Origin of the sequence: Dyadobacter tibetensis Y620-1 (assembly GCF_000566685.1) — a bacterium.
GTDB lineage: Bacteria > Bacteroidota > Bacteroidia > Cytophagales > Spirosomataceae > Dyadobacter > Dyadobacter tibetensis.
Genome location: NZ_AZQN01000001.1, coordinates 710,930 through 725,618, shown reverse-complemented (window position 1 = coordinate 725,618; position 14,689 = coordinate 710,930). Strand labels below are relative to the sequence as shown.

At 41.9% G+C, this 14,689-nt stretch carries 13 protein-coding genes; 7 read left to right on the top strand and 6 right to left on the bottom strand.

Annotated features, from left to right (window positions below; genetic code table 11):
- Positions 1–29: 29 nt before the first annotated feature.
- Positions 30–740, bottom strand: coding sequence for a hypothetical protein (locus tag X939_RS0103105; RefSeq protein ID WP_025761812.1), 711 nt, complete (start codon positions 738–740; stop codon positions 30–32).
- A 10-nt stretch (positions 741–750) separates the two neighbouring features.
- Positions 751–1,446: an SAM-dependent methyltransferase gene (locus X939_RS0103100; protein WP_025761811.1), complete on the bottom strand. Its 696-nt coding sequence runs from the start codon at positions 1,444–1,446 to the stop codon at positions 751–753.
- A gap of 79 nt (positions 1,447–1,525) precedes the next feature.
- Between X939_RS0103100 and X939_RS0103095 the strand changes: the two genes are divergently transcribed.
- A complete protein-coding gene (locus X939_RS0103095; RefSeq protein WP_025761810.1) occupies positions 1,526–1,951 on the top strand; it encodes a hypothetical protein in 426 nt (141 codons plus the stop codon).
- Positions 1,952–1,979: 28 nt separating this feature from the next.
- Here X939_RS0103095 and X939_RS0103090 read toward each other — a convergent pair whose 3' ends face one another.
- On the bottom strand, positions 1,980–2,753 hold the full coding sequence (locus X939_RS0103090) for an alpha/beta fold hydrolase (protein WP_025761809.1): 774 nt from the start codon (positions 2,751–2,753) through the stop codon (positions 1,980–1,982).
- Between the two features lie 365 nt (positions 2,754–3,118).
- On the opposite strand from X939_RS0103090, the gene X939_RS0103085 reads away from it, so the two are divergent.
- On the top strand, positions 3,119–6,412 hold the full coding sequence (locus X939_RS0103085; RefSeq protein WP_052353396.1) for a TonB-dependent receptor: 3,294 nt from the start codon (positions 3,119–3,121) through the stop codon (positions 6,410–6,412).
- A 59-nt stretch (positions 6,413–6,471) separates the two neighbouring features.
- Here X939_RS0103085 and X939_RS0103080 read toward each other — a convergent pair whose 3' ends face one another.
- Positions 6,472–7,374, bottom strand: a complete 903-nt coding sequence (locus tag X939_RS0103080) for a patatin-like phospholipase family protein (RefSeq protein WP_025761807.1) — start codon at positions 7,372–7,374, stop codon at positions 6,472–6,474.
- Positions 7,375–7,637: 263 nt separating this feature from the next.
- Here X939_RS0103080 and X939_RS0103075 point away from each other — a divergent pair, with 263 nt between their 5' ends.
- On the top strand, positions 7,638–8,612 hold the full coding sequence (locus X939_RS0103075) for a polyprenyl synthetase family protein (RefSeq protein ID WP_025761806.1): 975 nt from the start codon (positions 7,638–7,640) through the stop codon (positions 8,610–8,612).
- Between the two features lie 156 nt (positions 8,613–8,768).
- Here the strand turns inward: X939_RS0103075 and X939_RS0103070 are convergent, their stop codons facing one another.
- On the bottom strand, positions 8,769–10,484 hold the full coding sequence (locus X939_RS0103070) for a GMC oxidoreductase (protein WP_025761805.1): 1,716 nt from the start codon (positions 10,482–10,484) through the stop codon (positions 8,769–8,771).
- A gap of 84 nt (positions 10,485–10,568) precedes the next feature.
- On the bottom strand, positions 10,569–11,099 hold the full coding sequence (locus X939_RS0103065) for a gluconate 2-dehydrogenase subunit 3 family protein (RefSeq protein WP_025761804.1): 531 nt from the start codon (positions 11,097–11,099) through the stop codon (positions 10,569–10,571).
- A 414-nt stretch (positions 11,100–11,513) separates the two neighbouring features.
- Between X939_RS0103065 and X939_RS0103060 the strand changes: the two genes are divergently transcribed.
- The 4 genes from X939_RS0103060 to X939_RS24065 all read left to right on the top strand — a co-directional run bounded on the left by X939_RS0103060 (position 11,514) and on the right by X939_RS24065 (position 14,640).
- Positions 11,514–11,900, top strand: coding sequence for a DUF983 domain-containing protein (locus X939_RS0103060; RefSeq protein WP_025761803.1), 387 nt, complete (start codon positions 11,514–11,516; stop codon positions 11,898–11,900).
- Between the two features lie 102 nt (positions 11,901–12,002).
- A complete protein-coding gene (locus tag X939_RS0103055; RefSeq protein WP_025761802.1) occupies positions 12,003–12,470 on the top strand; it encodes a hypothetical protein in 468 nt (155 codons plus the stop codon).
- 553 nt (positions 12,471–13,023) lie between these two features.
- Positions 13,024–13,413, top strand: coding sequence for a response regulator transcription factor (locus X939_RS0103045; RefSeq protein WP_025761801.1), 390 nt, complete (start codon positions 13,024–13,026; stop codon positions 13,411–13,413).
- Positions 13,414–13,422: 9 nt separating this feature from the next.
- The gene (locus tag X939_RS24065) at positions 13,423–14,640 is read left to right on the top strand and encodes a sugar transferase (protein WP_025761800.1); all 1,218 of its coding nucleotides are present in this window, start codon (positions 13,423–13,425) and stop codon (positions 14,638–14,640) included.
- Positions 14,641–14,689: the final 49 nt, after the last annotated feature.

Genomic DNA, 14,689 nt, shown 5'->3' with positions numbered 1-14,689 from the left:
GGTTATCAAGAGATTCTAAAAACCGTACCTTACTCTATGGATCTGCGAAGCTTTACCACAATCCTGTCAAGATATAGAGAAGCCTCACCTGAAAAGTTGGAGTCTATCGCTAGAACGAGCCATGCATCACCGGTTGCATCCGATGTGAAATTCAGGCCAGATGTTAGGCTGTGTTGAAAAAGGGTGTAGGTTCCTGATACTGCTTTATTATTCAGATCACCTATAACTTTGTGCATAGAGGTTTCGGAGGCGGGATTGTTCCAGGGAATGTTCATTCTGAAATAGCCTGATTGTCGAATGGTATCTGGTTCAATACTTGAAACCCCCGCTTTGATATAGACCAATCTAGCCGCAGTTTTAGCTAAAGAGTCAACGGATTCGTAATAATTTGTGGCTAGAGATAAATCAACTTCCAGGTTATATTCTGTATCTGGGCTTAGGCCCCCAACTCTTTTTTTAATCAGCATGGTCATCCCTTCCCCCAGATTCCTGCTTTTTAAATATAGTCCATAGCTGTTGGTGTCCAGTGGACTGGGAAGAGGAGCTGAAGCAATGCGATACGAGATCAAGGCCGTATCACTATCGATAGGATAATTAGCCAGAAAGGGCGTCCAGTCGTCCAGACTATTTTCAAATTCGGAGTCAATTGTCGTTATAGCAGTCATCTTGTCCGACCGGCTGCAGCCCCATAATGGGCCAAGGATTCCAGCAATAAGGCCCCAAAGGATTATCTTTTTCATTTCAGACCGACTAATAGGTGCTTAATAGAAATATGGTTGGTTTTTTATGCAGGTCGGGAAGTTCTTTCTTCCATTCCTTAACCAGCTTAGTTTGAATGAATTCGTCTGCTGCGGTAATATTACTGGCAATGCAAAGTTTTGTATTGGGATTGGCGGTATCTAACAGAGATGTTAAAAACTGATTATTTCTAAAGGGAGTCTCCATGAAGATCTGCGTTTGTCCACGTTGACCCGATTCTTTTTCTAAATGTTTAATAGCCATTTTACGCTCCGTTTTATCGATGGGCAGATAACCGTGAAACGAAAAGGACTGTCCGTTCATTCCGGAGCCCATTAATGCCAGAAGAATGGAGGAAGGTCCCACCAGCGGCTTAACCTGATAGCCCAATTGATGGGCCATATCTACTGCAACCGCGCCAGGATCGGCCACACCGGGACAGCCTGCTTCGGAAAGTACTCCGGCGGGCCGATCAAGGTTTTTCATTCGCTCCCACGTTTGTTCGATAGGCGTGTTTTTGTCCAACTCCCAAAATTCTAATTCGTCGATAACAATCCCTAATTTGAGACTACTGATAAATCGACGGGCTGTTCTGATATTTTCGACAAAATAGACATCAAGTGACATAAGCACCTCACGGATTTGAGGCGATAATACATCGGAAGCCGTACCTTCTGCCAGAACGGTGGGAATTAAGTAAAGAGTCATATCATAATAGATTATTCCAAACCCTTTCCAACCTTTGTTGGGCCGAGCTGGTCTTCTTTAAAATTCCAAAGTTAAGGCTATGAAAACACTATTATACATTTCTATCTTTTTATTATCAGTGATAGGCTGTAAATCGGATAATGAGCCTGGACCGGATGGGCTGTTAAAAGAACTCTCCGGAAGTTGGGAACTCGTTGAAATAGAGACCGGTGTTATATCCCAAACCAAATGGGAGCCAATTGCCTCCGGTCAGGAGAAAATCATTAGATTTAGAACGGATGGATTGATTGTTAATGAAAAAGATCAACCCATATGCTGTATGCCTCAGGCTATAATACTGAATGGCCAGTTGCTAAGACTGGAGCCTAAGGACAATCTGCCGTCCAATCCGAGTTGTAAATATTTGGATTGCATGGGGGCAGTGGTTTGGGAAATGACCCTGCAGTCTGAGGAACTGATCATTCTCAATTGCTGCCTCAACAAAGAAAAATACCGGCGCAAATAATATATTATATGCACCGGTACGTAATCCATTATGGCTGATTTAAGAAGGGGAGGAGTACTTCCAAGAATGCACGGGGCTGCTCGGCATGAATCCAGTGTCCTGCATTGTCGATCGTTTCCAATTTCGCTTTAGGAAATATATTTGAGATTTCTTCCCAATCTTCATCCTGGATATAATCTGATTTTGCTCCTCGAATAAAACAGGTTGGCTGAAGGATAGGATGATTCGGTTCTATTTTCTGACCTACTTTGTCCATGTCAGCTGTCAGAACAGGGAGATTGAATCGCCATGCAAATCCATTATCTTCTGTTCTGTACAAGTTTTTGAGCAGAAATTGTCGCACCCCCAGATTGGATTCATAATAAGCTAATTGATCATCCGCATCTTGTCGTGAAGTCAGGCCTTTTAGATCGAGAGCATTGAGCCCTTCTAATAATTTTTGATGATGGATAGGGTAGGCCTTAGGGCCTATATCGACTATCACCAGTTTTGCATACGTATTCGGGTAATTCACAGCATACTGCATAACTGTTTTCCCTCCCATAGAATGCCCTATAAGAATTGGACTCACCAGATCCTGCTGCTCAATAAATTCTTTAAGATCTTCGGCGAAAGTGGCATAGTTCATAGGCGCTTGATGGGGTGAGCGCCCATGATTACGCTGGTCTACTAAATAAACCTGGAAGCCTGCATCTGAAATCTGCTTGCCTATGGTTTGCCAATTATCCAGAAATCCGAAAACGCCATGCAGGATGATCACCTGTGGCCCTTCTTGACCTAATTTTTTAAAATTTAATTTCATTGCTGATACCTGCTCCTAAGTTTAAGATAGCTATTGATGGTTTTAAACAAATTCCACTTTTTTTTGCAAATTAGTCAACATGAGGTGGAATTGCTTGCTTTCATCGCAAATTATGAACCAAATTGCCTGGTCAGCGAGACGGACCTTTCGTAAGGAATTAACAATTTGATAATTTTAAAAAATATGTAAAAATTGATAGTCTTTTATGTTTTATTACATATAATCAGGTAGTTACGTTGTTATGGCTGGTATTTTTGCTGGATAGTATCTTTTGCATGAGAAGAATAAAAGTGCGTATTTTGCTGGTGATTTAGTTTAATCACAAGATGAACCTAACAGTTTTATTTAACCAATCATCAAATTTTATGAACCAGAAAAGTTTACTTTTCAGGGCAACATGGCTTATGTTGTTCGTGTTTTCTTTTTCGCTTAGTGGAAGCGTTGTGGCCCAGGTCACTACCGGAAGTTTGAAAGGGATAATAACCGACAGTCAGAGTGCGCCATTGCCCGGGGCCACCGTTGTAGCTACGCATGAGAGCACCGGAGTGAAGTATTCAACCCTCACCAGGGAAGATGGACGTTACAATTTAAACAACCTTAATAGTGGTGTTTATGTGGTAGCAGCTACGTATGTAGGTTTTCAGGAATCCCAAAAGGCGGTAAACGTTCTATTGGGTGAAGAGGCCAATGTTAATATCACTATGAGCGATGAGGCTAACTTGTTAACTGAAGTCGTTGTGCGGAATGATAATAACTTCAACAAGGACAAGCAGGGTGCAGAGGTGAATATCTCCAGCGCACAAATTCAAGTTTTGCCCACCGTATCTCGTTCTCTTGCCGATTTTACTCGTTTGACACCTCAAGTTAAGGTAGATGGTAACGGAGCCGTATCTATTGCAGGTCAGAATAACCGGTTTAACTCGATCTATATCGATGGCGCGGCTAATAACGACGTTTTTGGTCTAGCTGCTTCTGGTACCAATGGTGGTCAGACAGGTGTAAGCCCTATTTCTATCGATGCCATTGAGCAGTTTAAAGTAGTTGTATCTCCTTATGATGTATCGCTAAGTGGATTTACTGGTGGTGGAATTAATGCGGTAACACGTTCTGGTTCTAATAATCTAAGTGGCTCTGCATACTACTACTTCAAAAATGAAAATATTTCTGGAAAGCGTCCAGGAACTGATGCGCAGTTTGACGATCCTAATTTCCAGCGTAGCAGACTTCCAAGCTTTAACTCCTACACTACTGGTTTTAGATTGGGTGGTGCTTTGGTAAAAAATAAGTTGTTTTTCTTCGTAAATGCTGAACTTCAACGTGAAACCAATCCCGTGCCTTTCGACTTCGGAACCTATGATGGACAGATTACCGCTGCTGAGCTGGACAATCTGGCCAATGTGCTTCGCACGAAGTATAACTATGATCCAGGTTCTTATGACAATATCGTTCGTGAGTTGAACAGCAATAAACTGACTGCTAAACTTGACTGGAATATCAATAGAAAGCATAAGCTTTCAGTAAGTCACCGTTATACCTATGGAGAGTCAATTAATCCTTCAAGCTCGTCAAACTCCAATATTTACTTTTCCAACAGTGGAGTTTACTTTCCAAGCACTACCAATTCCTCTTCTATAGAATTGAAAAGTACTTTCAGCAATACGCTTTCCAATCGTTTGTTAATTGGGTACACTACAGTAAATGACGACAGGGATCCGATTGGTGGGAATTTTCCTAATGTATTGATTAATCAGACGGGAACTAAGGACCGAATCAATTTTGGTTCAGAGGCGTTTTCTACTGCCAACGAGCTAACTTCAAAAGTTCTTACTTTCAATCAGAAGCTTGATTTTTATACAGGCAAGCATAATATCTCCCTGGGCTTAGATGGTGAATTTGGAAGCTACTACAACCTGTTCATCCGTCAGAATTTTGGAGCCTATACCTTTGATAGCATGGCCGACTTCTTGAATGGTGCCAATCCATCGGTATATGCTCGTTCTTATTCTTTACTTGAAGGTGATATCACCGGTGACGGTTCTAGAGCGGCAGCTGACTTTAAGTCTGCCCGTGTAGGAGCATTTATCAACGATCGTTTCGACCTGACTGATAAGTTTACCTTAACTGGAGGAATTCGCTTTGACCTGAATACTTTCCCTACAAAACAATTTGTAGATGAAACTTTCAACAATTCCTATTTCAACACCATCAACGCTGTTTATCCTCTAGAAGGAGCCAAAGCTGGTAGCATGCCAAGTGGCAAGTTCACCGTTTCTCCCCGAGTTGGTTTCAACTACGATGTTATGGGAGACAAAACATTGCAGGTACGTGGTGGAGTGGGTATCTTCTTGGGCCGTGTTCCTATGGTATGGCCAGGTGGTATTTACACCAATAGTGGTGTAATTATTGGTGGTGTCAACCAGTCTGGCAAGGCCAATACCTTGCCTTTCGTAGCCGACGTAAATCAGCAGTATACTCTGGCCGATTTCGGTAAAACGGCTCCTATACCTTCTGGAGAACTTAACCTTATTTCCAAAGAATTTAAGCTGCCACAAGTTTTGAGAGCCAGCTTGGGCGTGGATAAAAAGGTAGGGAACGGATGGATTTTAAGCGCAGAGGGTATATTTACCCAAAACTTTAATGATGTCGCTTATCAGAATGTTATTTTGGATAAAAATGGCATCAAGCAGGCTGCTGGCGCCGATAACCGTATGATTTACAGCCCTGGTAGCTCAGCGCCGGCAAAAATTGATCTGGATGGTGCCACTTCTGGTATTCAAAACCCTTATACCAACATCTTCTTAATGAAGAATGCTGATAAGGAAGACAATGGGTATTCCTACAGTGTAACGGGCCGTGTAGAGAAATCTTTCACTCGGAAACTGATCACCAGCCTTGCCTATACCTATGGTAAATCAATGGTTCTGAACGAGGTGACGAGCTCACAAAACTCATCGCAATGGCGCTATATGGAATCCGTTAATGGTCGGAATAATATGACCCGTTCACGTTCGGATTTTGACTTGGGACATCGAATTGTTGGTTTCGCATCTTACCGTTTCGAATACTCAAAAAATGCTGCTACCACTGTTTCTCTCTTCTATACAGGACAGTCCAGCAATCCATACTCCTATGTGTATCGTAACAGCATGGTCAATGACTGGAATTCAAGAGAAAGCAATGATTTGATTTTTGTACCTGCTACCCAAGATCAAATCGTATTCAAAGATGCTGCTACTGCCAATGCTCAATGGGCAGCCTTAGACGAATTTATCAAAAATGATGATTACTTGAGCGAAAGAAGAGGCCAGTACGCTGAAAGAAATGGATCGAGAGCGCCATTTACGCACGTATTCGACTTTAAAGTTCTTCAAGATATCTATCTGGAAATAGGTGGAAAGCGCCATACCTTGCAACTTAGCTGGGATGTGTTCAACGTGGGTAACCTGATCAACAAGAAGTGGGGACGTCAGTATTTCACTTCTAATGATAACTATCCTCTAGTGACATTTGAAGGTTACAGAAACGCAGCAGCTGGCGATTATACGCCTTTAATGTCGTTTACTAAGCCTACTGGAGAAACTTATAATATCTCAGATGGTTCGTCAGGAAACATCTCAAGATGGACTAGCCAAATAGGTATTCGTTATATATTTAACTAATCTATTCGGTTTTATTAAAAACGTCCCCTGTACAGATCATTTTTGTACAGGGGACGTTTTTATTTTTGCTCTAACTTTTTAAAAATTTCCAGGGCCTCTTTATAGCCTTCTACCAGCAAGCGCGAAATATCTTCGGAGGTAAAATGCTGGAGATCCAGGATCAAAGGTTCACTTGGTCTTATCACGGTTAACGACATGGGTTTACCCCTTAATATGGACCGATCTACGAAGGATTCAGCCCATTGTATATTACTATTGACTATCTGGTTGACTGTGATATCCCTAACGCGTTCTACAAGTGTAATCAGGTTTTGAGCATTCAATCCTTCTGGTTGGTATAAATGAGGGGAATGGCAGGCAACCAAAACAATTTCGGTAGCCCCATCTTCAATGGCCTGACGAACCGGCGCCACCTCCCGCATGCCTCCGTCCAGGTAAAATTCATTATTTATCTCGACGGTGGGCATCAACATGGGTATGGAAGAACTGGCATTGACAAATTCCATGAAGGTGTCCTCGTCTTTCGAAACGTATTTGATCGCCCCACTTTCCAGATTAACGGCTCCAACCTTACAAAAAACCGGGCTTTGATGTATATAATCCAGATTGATATGATTTCGTATAAGATTTTGCAGTGGGCTAGGATCCAGCAGACCGTCGAACTTACTTCTCAGGGTATTTACCCCAAGTAGCATACGGGACCTCAGGGTAGATATATCCTGTGGGTGAGTGATATTATGTATCCAAAATTCAAGAAGCTTTCGTCCTGCGACCTTCCAGTTAATATCACTGTTTTCTGCGTACTGGGCTCCCGACTCATTGATCAAAAAAGTTGTGTTTAGTGCTCCCACCGAAATTCCGTAGATCATGTCAGGTTCGAAGCCCTTTTCCATCACAGCTTGTATGGCACCTACCTGAAAAGCACCTTTCATAGAGCCCCCTCCAAGGACGAGTGCTTTCATATTAAACTTATATTTTCCATTCTTCTTAAATGAATGTTGTTTATGTATTTATTGTTGGTAAAAATGTCTGGATAGGAGCCTGACTGGGGCTAAAATTCTAATATCCTTCATCAATTGTAAACATTTTCTATTTAAAATGCTTAGAAAAACGAGATTTTGTTTCAATTTTGGGGTTCATGCTCAATATTAAATTGAGTCTGCCTGCTGGCAGCTAGACCATTCACCATTTAAGAATTCTGGAGGTTTGCAGCCTCTTTATCAATATGACCCTTTCAGTAAAGGAAATTCAGATGCCGGTTGCCGATGAAATGAAAGTTTTCGAACAAAAATTTCGTCAATTTATGAAAAGTGAGGTTATGCTTCTGGATCAAATTATGAACTACATTGTCCGAAGAAAAGGAAAGCAGCTACGTCCTATGTTCGTATTCCTATCAGCCGGTGTATGTGGTTCCATCAACGAGTCTTCCTACCGAGGAGCCGCCCTAATAGAGTTATTACATACGGCCACACTCGTTCACGACGATGTGGTGGATGATTCCAATTACCGCCGAGGATTTTTTTCAGTGAATGCCCTTTGGAAAAATAAGATTGCTGTTCTCGTCGGTGATTATCTGCTTTCCCGGGGTTTACTGCTCTCTGTAGATCACGGAGAATTTGACTTATTGAAAATCGTCTCTACGGCCGTTCGGGAACTGAGTGAGGGAGAATTGTTACAGATGGAAAAAGCGCGCCGTCTGGACATTGATGAAACAGTTTATTATCAGATCATCAAACAGAAGACAGCCTCCTTAATTGCCTCTTGTTGTGCTGTAGGAGCCTGTTCGGTCGGAGCAACGGCTGAGGTAGTGGAGAAGATGCATCTTTTTGGTGAGAAAGTAGGCATGGCATTTCAAATAAAGGATGATCTTTTTGATTACGGTGAAGATGAGATTGGAAAGCCTTTGGGGATAGATATTAAAGAAAAGAAGATGACCTTACCCCTTATATATGCCCTGAATCAGGCTAGTTTGATGGAAAAGCGTCGGATAATTAGTCTAATTAGAAATCAAAGCCATAAACCTAAGAAGGTGCAGGAGGTGATCCAATTCGTGAAATCTTCCGGTGGACTTACCTATGCCAAAAATGTGATGCAGCGCTATGTAGACGAAGCTCGCCAGATTCTATCCGAATTTGGAGATTCTAGTCACAGGCGATCTCTGGAGCAACTGGTCTTATATACGATAGAAAGAACCAAGTAGTAAAATCCGTTAATAGGATAGGCTGGTATTGCAATTAATGAAAAAAATGCCTGCAAATGATAAAGACCCGTCCCAAGACTTATGAAAGAATGGGGCGGGTCTTTATATATTATTCATTTATCTAATACCTACGGTCCGGCGACTTGACGCATAACCTTAGAGATTTTTTCGCTTCAACTCCTTTACTGCAAAATCGGCAGCTCTGGCTGTAAGGGCCATATAGGTTAGAGAAGGATTCACGCAGGAAGCGGAAGTCATCACCGCTCCATCTGTCATGAAAACATTCTTAACTGCATGGAGTTGGTTATTTCCGTTCACTACAGAAGTCTTAGGGTCTCTACCCATACGGGCAGTTCCCATTTCATGAATGGCCATACCTAAGAATGAACCCCGATCATTGGTGCGAACATTTTTTAATCCTGCGCTTTCAAGCATTTCTGCCGCATCGTTCATCATGTCCACACGCATTTTATGTTCATTTTCTTTAATCTCGGCATCAAAAACCACCGTTGGAATACCCCATTTATCTTTTTTGTCATGGTTGAGATACATCTTGTTCTCGTGATAAGGAAGGGTTTCTCCAAAACCTCCCAGACCCATGGTCCATTCGCCCGGGCTTGTCAATTCCTCTTTAAAGTCAGCGCCAAAAGCTAGTTCGGCAACATTACGTTGCCAGCCTTGTCGGCTCCCACCTCCCTGGTAACCAAAACCACGGAGATAGTCTCGTTTATCTTTACCTACATTTCGATATCGGGGAATGTATATGCCGTTTGCCCGGCGTCCAAAGTGATACTTGTCATGATCTCCTTCCCATACGCCGGAAGCCCCTGTCCGGAAATGATGATCCATCAGATTATGCCCCAGTTCACCTGAGTCGTTCCCCATTCCATTAGGAAAGCGATCGGAGATGGAATTAAGCAATAATGCAGTGGAACTCAAAGCACTGGCGCAGACAAAGACGATCTTGGAGAAGTATTCCCGCTCTTCCATCGTCACACTGTCCACAATTCTTACCCCAGTAGCACGTTGCGTTTGGGGGTCATAAATGATTTCCCTTACATTCGTGTCCGGGCGCAGGGTCAGCAGCCCAGTTTTCATGGCCGGAGGTAGGGTACTGGACTGAGTGCTGAAATAGGCTCCGTAGGGACAGCCATAGGAACATCTGTTTCTGTACTGGCAAGGAGAACGTCCACCTTCTAACTGGATTTTAGAAGGCTGTGAAAGGTTGGCCACTCGGCCTATAGTCATGTGGCGACCAGGAAAATTTTTCTCTAAACGCTTCCGAACTTCCTTCTCTACGAAGTACATGTCCATGGGAGCTATAAAATCACTGTCGGGCAGTTGTGGAAGACCTAACTTTTCTCCTGAAATACCTACATGTTTTTCTACGTAACTATACCAGGGTGCGATATCTTTGTAGCGTATGGGCCAATCCACCGCAATACCTTCCTTCAGGTTGGCCTCGAAGTCCAGGTCGCTCAGGCGATAAGACTGCCTGCCCCACATAATGGATTTTCCTCCTACAATATTGGGTCGGTACCAGTCAAAGCGTTTCTTTTCCTCATACATGGAGTCGGTATCAGTCATCCAATAGTTCTCAGTCATTTCATTATAAGGGTAATCCCTTTTCAAAAATGGATGAGATTCCTTTTGTTTAACCGTAATACGACCATTATACTCGGTTTCCCAGGGAGCTTTAAGGGCGTTGGTGTAACCTGAAACATGCTCCAGATTTTTTCCTTTCTCAAGCATCAGCACCTTCAGGCCTTTTTCGGTTAGTTCTTTGGCCGCCCAACCTCCCGAAACTCCAGATCCAATTACGATTGCATCGTAGGTAATTTCTTTTTGAGCATCAATATTTAAATTCGCCATTCTTTATGAGTAAGATATTTTTTTTACTTTAATGTAAAATTGTGTTATTTGGGTATTTCGTCCCTGTTTCATTGGCGTTAAATCCTACAGCGCCCAAGTTTTTTGTCCTTTTGGCATGGTCCAAGATCCATCGAAACGACCCGGTATAGGTAAATAATCCAAAGCTTCGGTAGCACCTACTTCCGACGTGAAGTAAGCTGTGACGGTCAGACCCTTCATTTGCATGAAAAAAGGTTTGTCTTCGCTGGTAGTTTTTAATACAACCCCATGTTTTTGCTCGGGTGTCAAATCCACGAAAGATTTGTTGTACGAAGCTTTGGCTCTGTTTTCCAGGTTATCAAGTCCCTGGTAAAATTTTTCCTGCTCAGGAAGTTCGTAACAATCACGGATCACTCTGACAATAAATTTTTCGGCCCCTGCGGCTTTGGCCCCTGGAGTGGTAGTAGTTGGAATAATGACGTCTGCCACCTCTGCTAATAGCTTTTCCTGGTTCAGACTAATTTCCAGACTAGGGCCAAAGTTTAATCTTTCCTGCATTATGCCCGCCATAAGTGGCGTGCTGATCATTCCTCCTAGCATCATGGAGATTCTCTGAATGGCGATTCTGCGATTCATAAGTTTAATATAAGTTAGTATTAGGTTGGGTGTAATTAACTATGGGCATTGTGATGACATTCAAAGGAGATCTTTTATATAAAGTTTTTAGCCACCGTAATGCAAATAGCAATTTGAATGGAAATCATTTACTAAAATCAACATAAAATTAATATTTAGCAAAAAAAGGAGCTATTTTAGTCAATTTCCTTCTATAAGCTGACACAATGGTGTCCAAAAAACACAATTAGGGGTGACTGATCCCCGGTAGTGTGGAGGTAGGGAGGAGCTAGAATGGGGAAAATGAAAATAGATAATCGTTGATTTGTACCATCAAATCCATTATCTATTTTATAGAAATATTCGAAGATCTAACGACCTTTGTCAAAGGACATCGAGGTCTACGATCTATTACTAATTTAAATATATCTCATAATGGCGAGTACGAATAAACTCATCACAATATTTACCAATAAGTGTCCCAGGTGCGGAGAAGGAGACTTTTTTATCAGTAAGAGTGCCTACACCCGAAACTTTGATAAAATGCATAAACGCTGTGCGGTATGTAATGAAAACTTCGTTCCAGAACCCGGGTTCTACCAGGGAGCCCTCTATGTTAGTTATGCGCTTAATGTGGCCTTCATGCTGGTTTATTTTCTAATTTTTGTCAACTTTTTCGACGATTATCTAAATTATTTTTTAGTGAGTATAATTCCGTTAATGATACTACTTACTCCCTGGTTCTACCGATTGGCACGCAGGGCTTGGCTGGCTATATTTACTAAGCCTCAGGAAACGAGTGGAAAGGGCTACCGAAGTTAAAATAAGTACGTTGTTGGCGAACAGATTCTAATATTTAGAATCTGTTTTTTTATTTCTAACGGCAGATAGTACCTTTGAAACTGAAAAAAGTTACCATTTGCAATGCGAAAGATTATAATTCCCTTCCTTCTGGCCTGGTCATTTATGGCCTGCGATAAGTCTGCCAAAACCGTAGAGGAGGCCTCGGACCGATTGGTTAAACATCCGGTATGGCATATCGACAAGATTTCGGTCAATGATAGAATCGTTATGAAAGATGGGCAGTCAATACCCTCTTTCGACGGGGTGCAGTTTGACCGGTATATGTCTACCATAAGCTTTAATTCCGATGGGACTGTACGCGGGAATTTTAATAAGGGAACTGCCCAGACCAGTTTGCTATGGACCAAAACTACTGACCATATCGCTATTTCCTCGGCTGACACCGCGGCCAGGGCAGGGGGAGGTTGGAAAATTGAACTTACATCGGTACTTCCCAATTCTTTTGCCATGTCCACGCAAACTACGGCATACGATTTCCCCCGAACCACCAACATTGTCTTACATTATGTAATCCCTGAAGATCAGTAACTTTCCAGGCGACAATACTATTTTCTTTTAAAAAACATTACGACTCACTTTCCTTCTCTGGAGTCATGATTAATTTGGTTTTTATAACCACCTTCACCCTGTTTTAAGCGTATTTTGCTTACCATCATTGGGAGCTAGCCTGCTGCCCGGCTTAAATTTACTCTAGTCAACTTATGATAAACGTATAGTGTTATTACTACATAATAGCCAGGGGACCTAACTTCCACTTAACGCTATTGAAAAATTAAGTCATAAGTGTGACTCATATTTCCTAAGGGTATTCAGGGTGAATGATTAGAAACAATACTACAATTCAAGGAGATTTGTTATCGGTTACAAATTTATTTCTGCGGTTTTCTGTACTATTTAATAAAAGTGTAGAATTTTATCTGGTTTTTCTTTCGCCATTTATTTAAGATGTTGTCCGTTATTATTTCTACACGGAAATTATCTTAACTTTACAGGCATCACCGATGTTAATAGTAAATTGGGTTTGGTGACTCAACGTTATAAAAATATTGCCGATCCCATCAACAAAAGCCGAATGCAAACTATGGAAATTAAAAAGAACGTCTTGGTAATTGATGATGAGCCAAGTATCTGTAGAATATTGGAAAATTTTCTGAAAAATACCTTTAATGTTATAGTACATCAAGATGGGGCAGAAGGAATGGCTTGGTTGGAGGCAGGAAATAAGGCTGATTTAATCATTGCAGACCTACATATGCCTAATTTGGGAGGTAAAGAGTTGCTTAGAAATCTGAAAGCCAGCAATTTTTATGCTGATATTCCCTTCATTATTCTTTCCGGATCGGATGATAGCGGCGAGCGTATTCAGTGCCTTAATCTCGGTGCGGACGATTTTATGCTTAAGCCCTTCAATCCTATGGAAGTACAGGCAAAAATACATGCCATTTTAAGACGATCTTCACGGATATATTGATTATAGTTCATGGAAATAGTGTTGGAGCAAGACAGTAAGGCAACGATTCCCAAACTGCCCGTGCCGATATTTAGAGTTATCTATCTAAATCGGGACATTGAGCAGTATTTTTGGATGCTTGACAAGTTTGGACAAGCCGTGCAGGTGGAATATTTTGATACGCAACAAGGCGTGATTGATGCCCTTAGCCAATACTATCCGGCCGATGTGGTAATTGCTCATGAAAATGCTCAGGGTATCGACCTGCTGCAATTCATACGCTCTCAACCCAAATTCAGTAATATTCCCTTTATCATTCAGGTCGACAAATTGGGAGCTCAGCAAGTAGCATTGGCACGACAAAAAAAGGCTGATGATATTTTTGATGCACATTTCTCTACCGGCGATTTACTAACACGGCTTCATTACTTTAACAAAAGACATTGGTACATCGCTGAAAAAGCATCCAAAAAAATTCAAGGGAATCAGCAAAAGTTGCCTGTTTGGAAAAGAGCTATGGATCTTATTCTAACCGGAGGAGCATTGCTTATTCTCTCTCCAGTTCTGCTCATTGTGGCCTTATTGATTCGTCTGGATAGTAAAGGGCCGATCATTTACAAGTCCAAGCGGGTGGGTAGTGGTTATCGCATATTTAATTTGTATAAGTTCCGTACGATGCGGGTAGATGCCGACAGTCTTATGCGGCAGATGGCTGCCTTTAATATGTACAACAAAAAGACGGAGGCAGGTGAGCAACCAGTAACAGATTTTGTGTTATGCGGATCTTGTTCATCGCGTTCTGCATGTTCGAAGCTACTCTTCCTAGATGGAAAAGAAATTTGTGAGCGGGTATACGGACAACAGAAGGAGCAAAAAGCCGCCTTCATGAAGTTTCAGAACGATCCGCGTATTACTAGAATTGGTCAATTTTTAAGAAATACGAGTCTAGATGAACTGCCTCAATTGCTTAATATTATACGTGGAGATATGTCGCTGGTAGGCAATAGGCCCCTGCCTTTATATGAAGCGGAAAAGTTAACCACAGATCAAACAATCTTACGTTTTTCGGGTCCGGCTGGACTTACGGGCCTATGGCAGGTCACTAAACGGGGTAAAGGTAAAGCAGATATGTCAGAGGAGGAACGTTCGCTTCTGGATGTCCAATATGCAAGAGAATTTTCATTTAAGATGGATATGAAAATTATACTTAAAACTTTCCCCGCTCTACTGCAATCTGAGAACGTTTAATTTCTTGCTGACGGGACACAGCATTTGCCAGAGGATAAGAATTTTAACT

Coding starts and splice junctions, on each gene's coding strand:
- X939_RS0103075 (WP_025761806.1), top strand. CDS start 7,638: ATGACCCTTTCAGTAAAGGAAATTCAGATGCCGGTTGCCGATGAAATG.
- X939_RS0103085 (WP_052353396.1), top strand. CDS start 3,119: ATGAACCAGAAAAGTTTACTTTTCAGGGCAACATGGCTTATGTTGTTC.
- X939_RS0103100 (WP_025761811.1), bottom strand. CDS start 1,446: ATGACTCTTTACTTAATTCCCACCGTTCTGGCAGAAGGTACGGCTTCC.
- X939_RS0103090 (WP_025761809.1), bottom strand. CDS start 2,753: ATGAAATTAAATTTTAAAAAATTAGGTCAAGAAGGGCCACAGGTGATC.
- X939_RS0103070 (WP_025761805.1), bottom strand. CDS start 10,484: ATGGCGAATTTAAATATTGATGCTCAAAAAGAAATTACCTACGATGCA.
- X939_RS0103055 (WP_025761802.1), top strand. CDS start 12,003: ATGCGAAAGATTATAATTCCCTTCCTTCTGGCCTGGTCATTTATGGCC.
- X939_RS0103045 (WP_025761801.1), top strand. CDS start 13,024: ATGGAAATTAAAAAGAACGTCTTGGTAATTGATGATGAGCCAAGTATC.
- X939_RS0103060 (WP_025761803.1), top strand. CDS start 11,514: ATGGCGAGTACGAATAAACTCATCACAATATTTACCAATAAGTGTCCC.
- X939_RS0103065 (WP_025761804.1), bottom strand. CDS start 11,099: ATGAATCGCAGAATCGCCATTCAGAGAATCTCCATGATGCTAGGAGGA.
- X939_RS0103095 (WP_025761810.1), top strand. CDS start 1,526: ATGAAAACACTATTATACATTTCTATCTTTTTATTATCAGTGATAGGC.
- X939_RS24065 (WP_025761800.1), top strand. CDS start 13,423: ATGGAAATAGTGTTGGAGCAAGACAGTAAGGCAACGATTCCCAAACTG.
- X939_RS0103080 (WP_025761807.1), bottom strand. CDS start 7,374: ATGAAAGCACTCGTCCTTGGAGGGGGCTCTATGAAAGGTGCTTTTCAG.
- X939_RS0103105 (WP_025761812.1), bottom strand. CDS start 740: ATGAAAAAGATAATCCTTTGGGGCCTTATTGCTGGAATCCTTGGCCCA.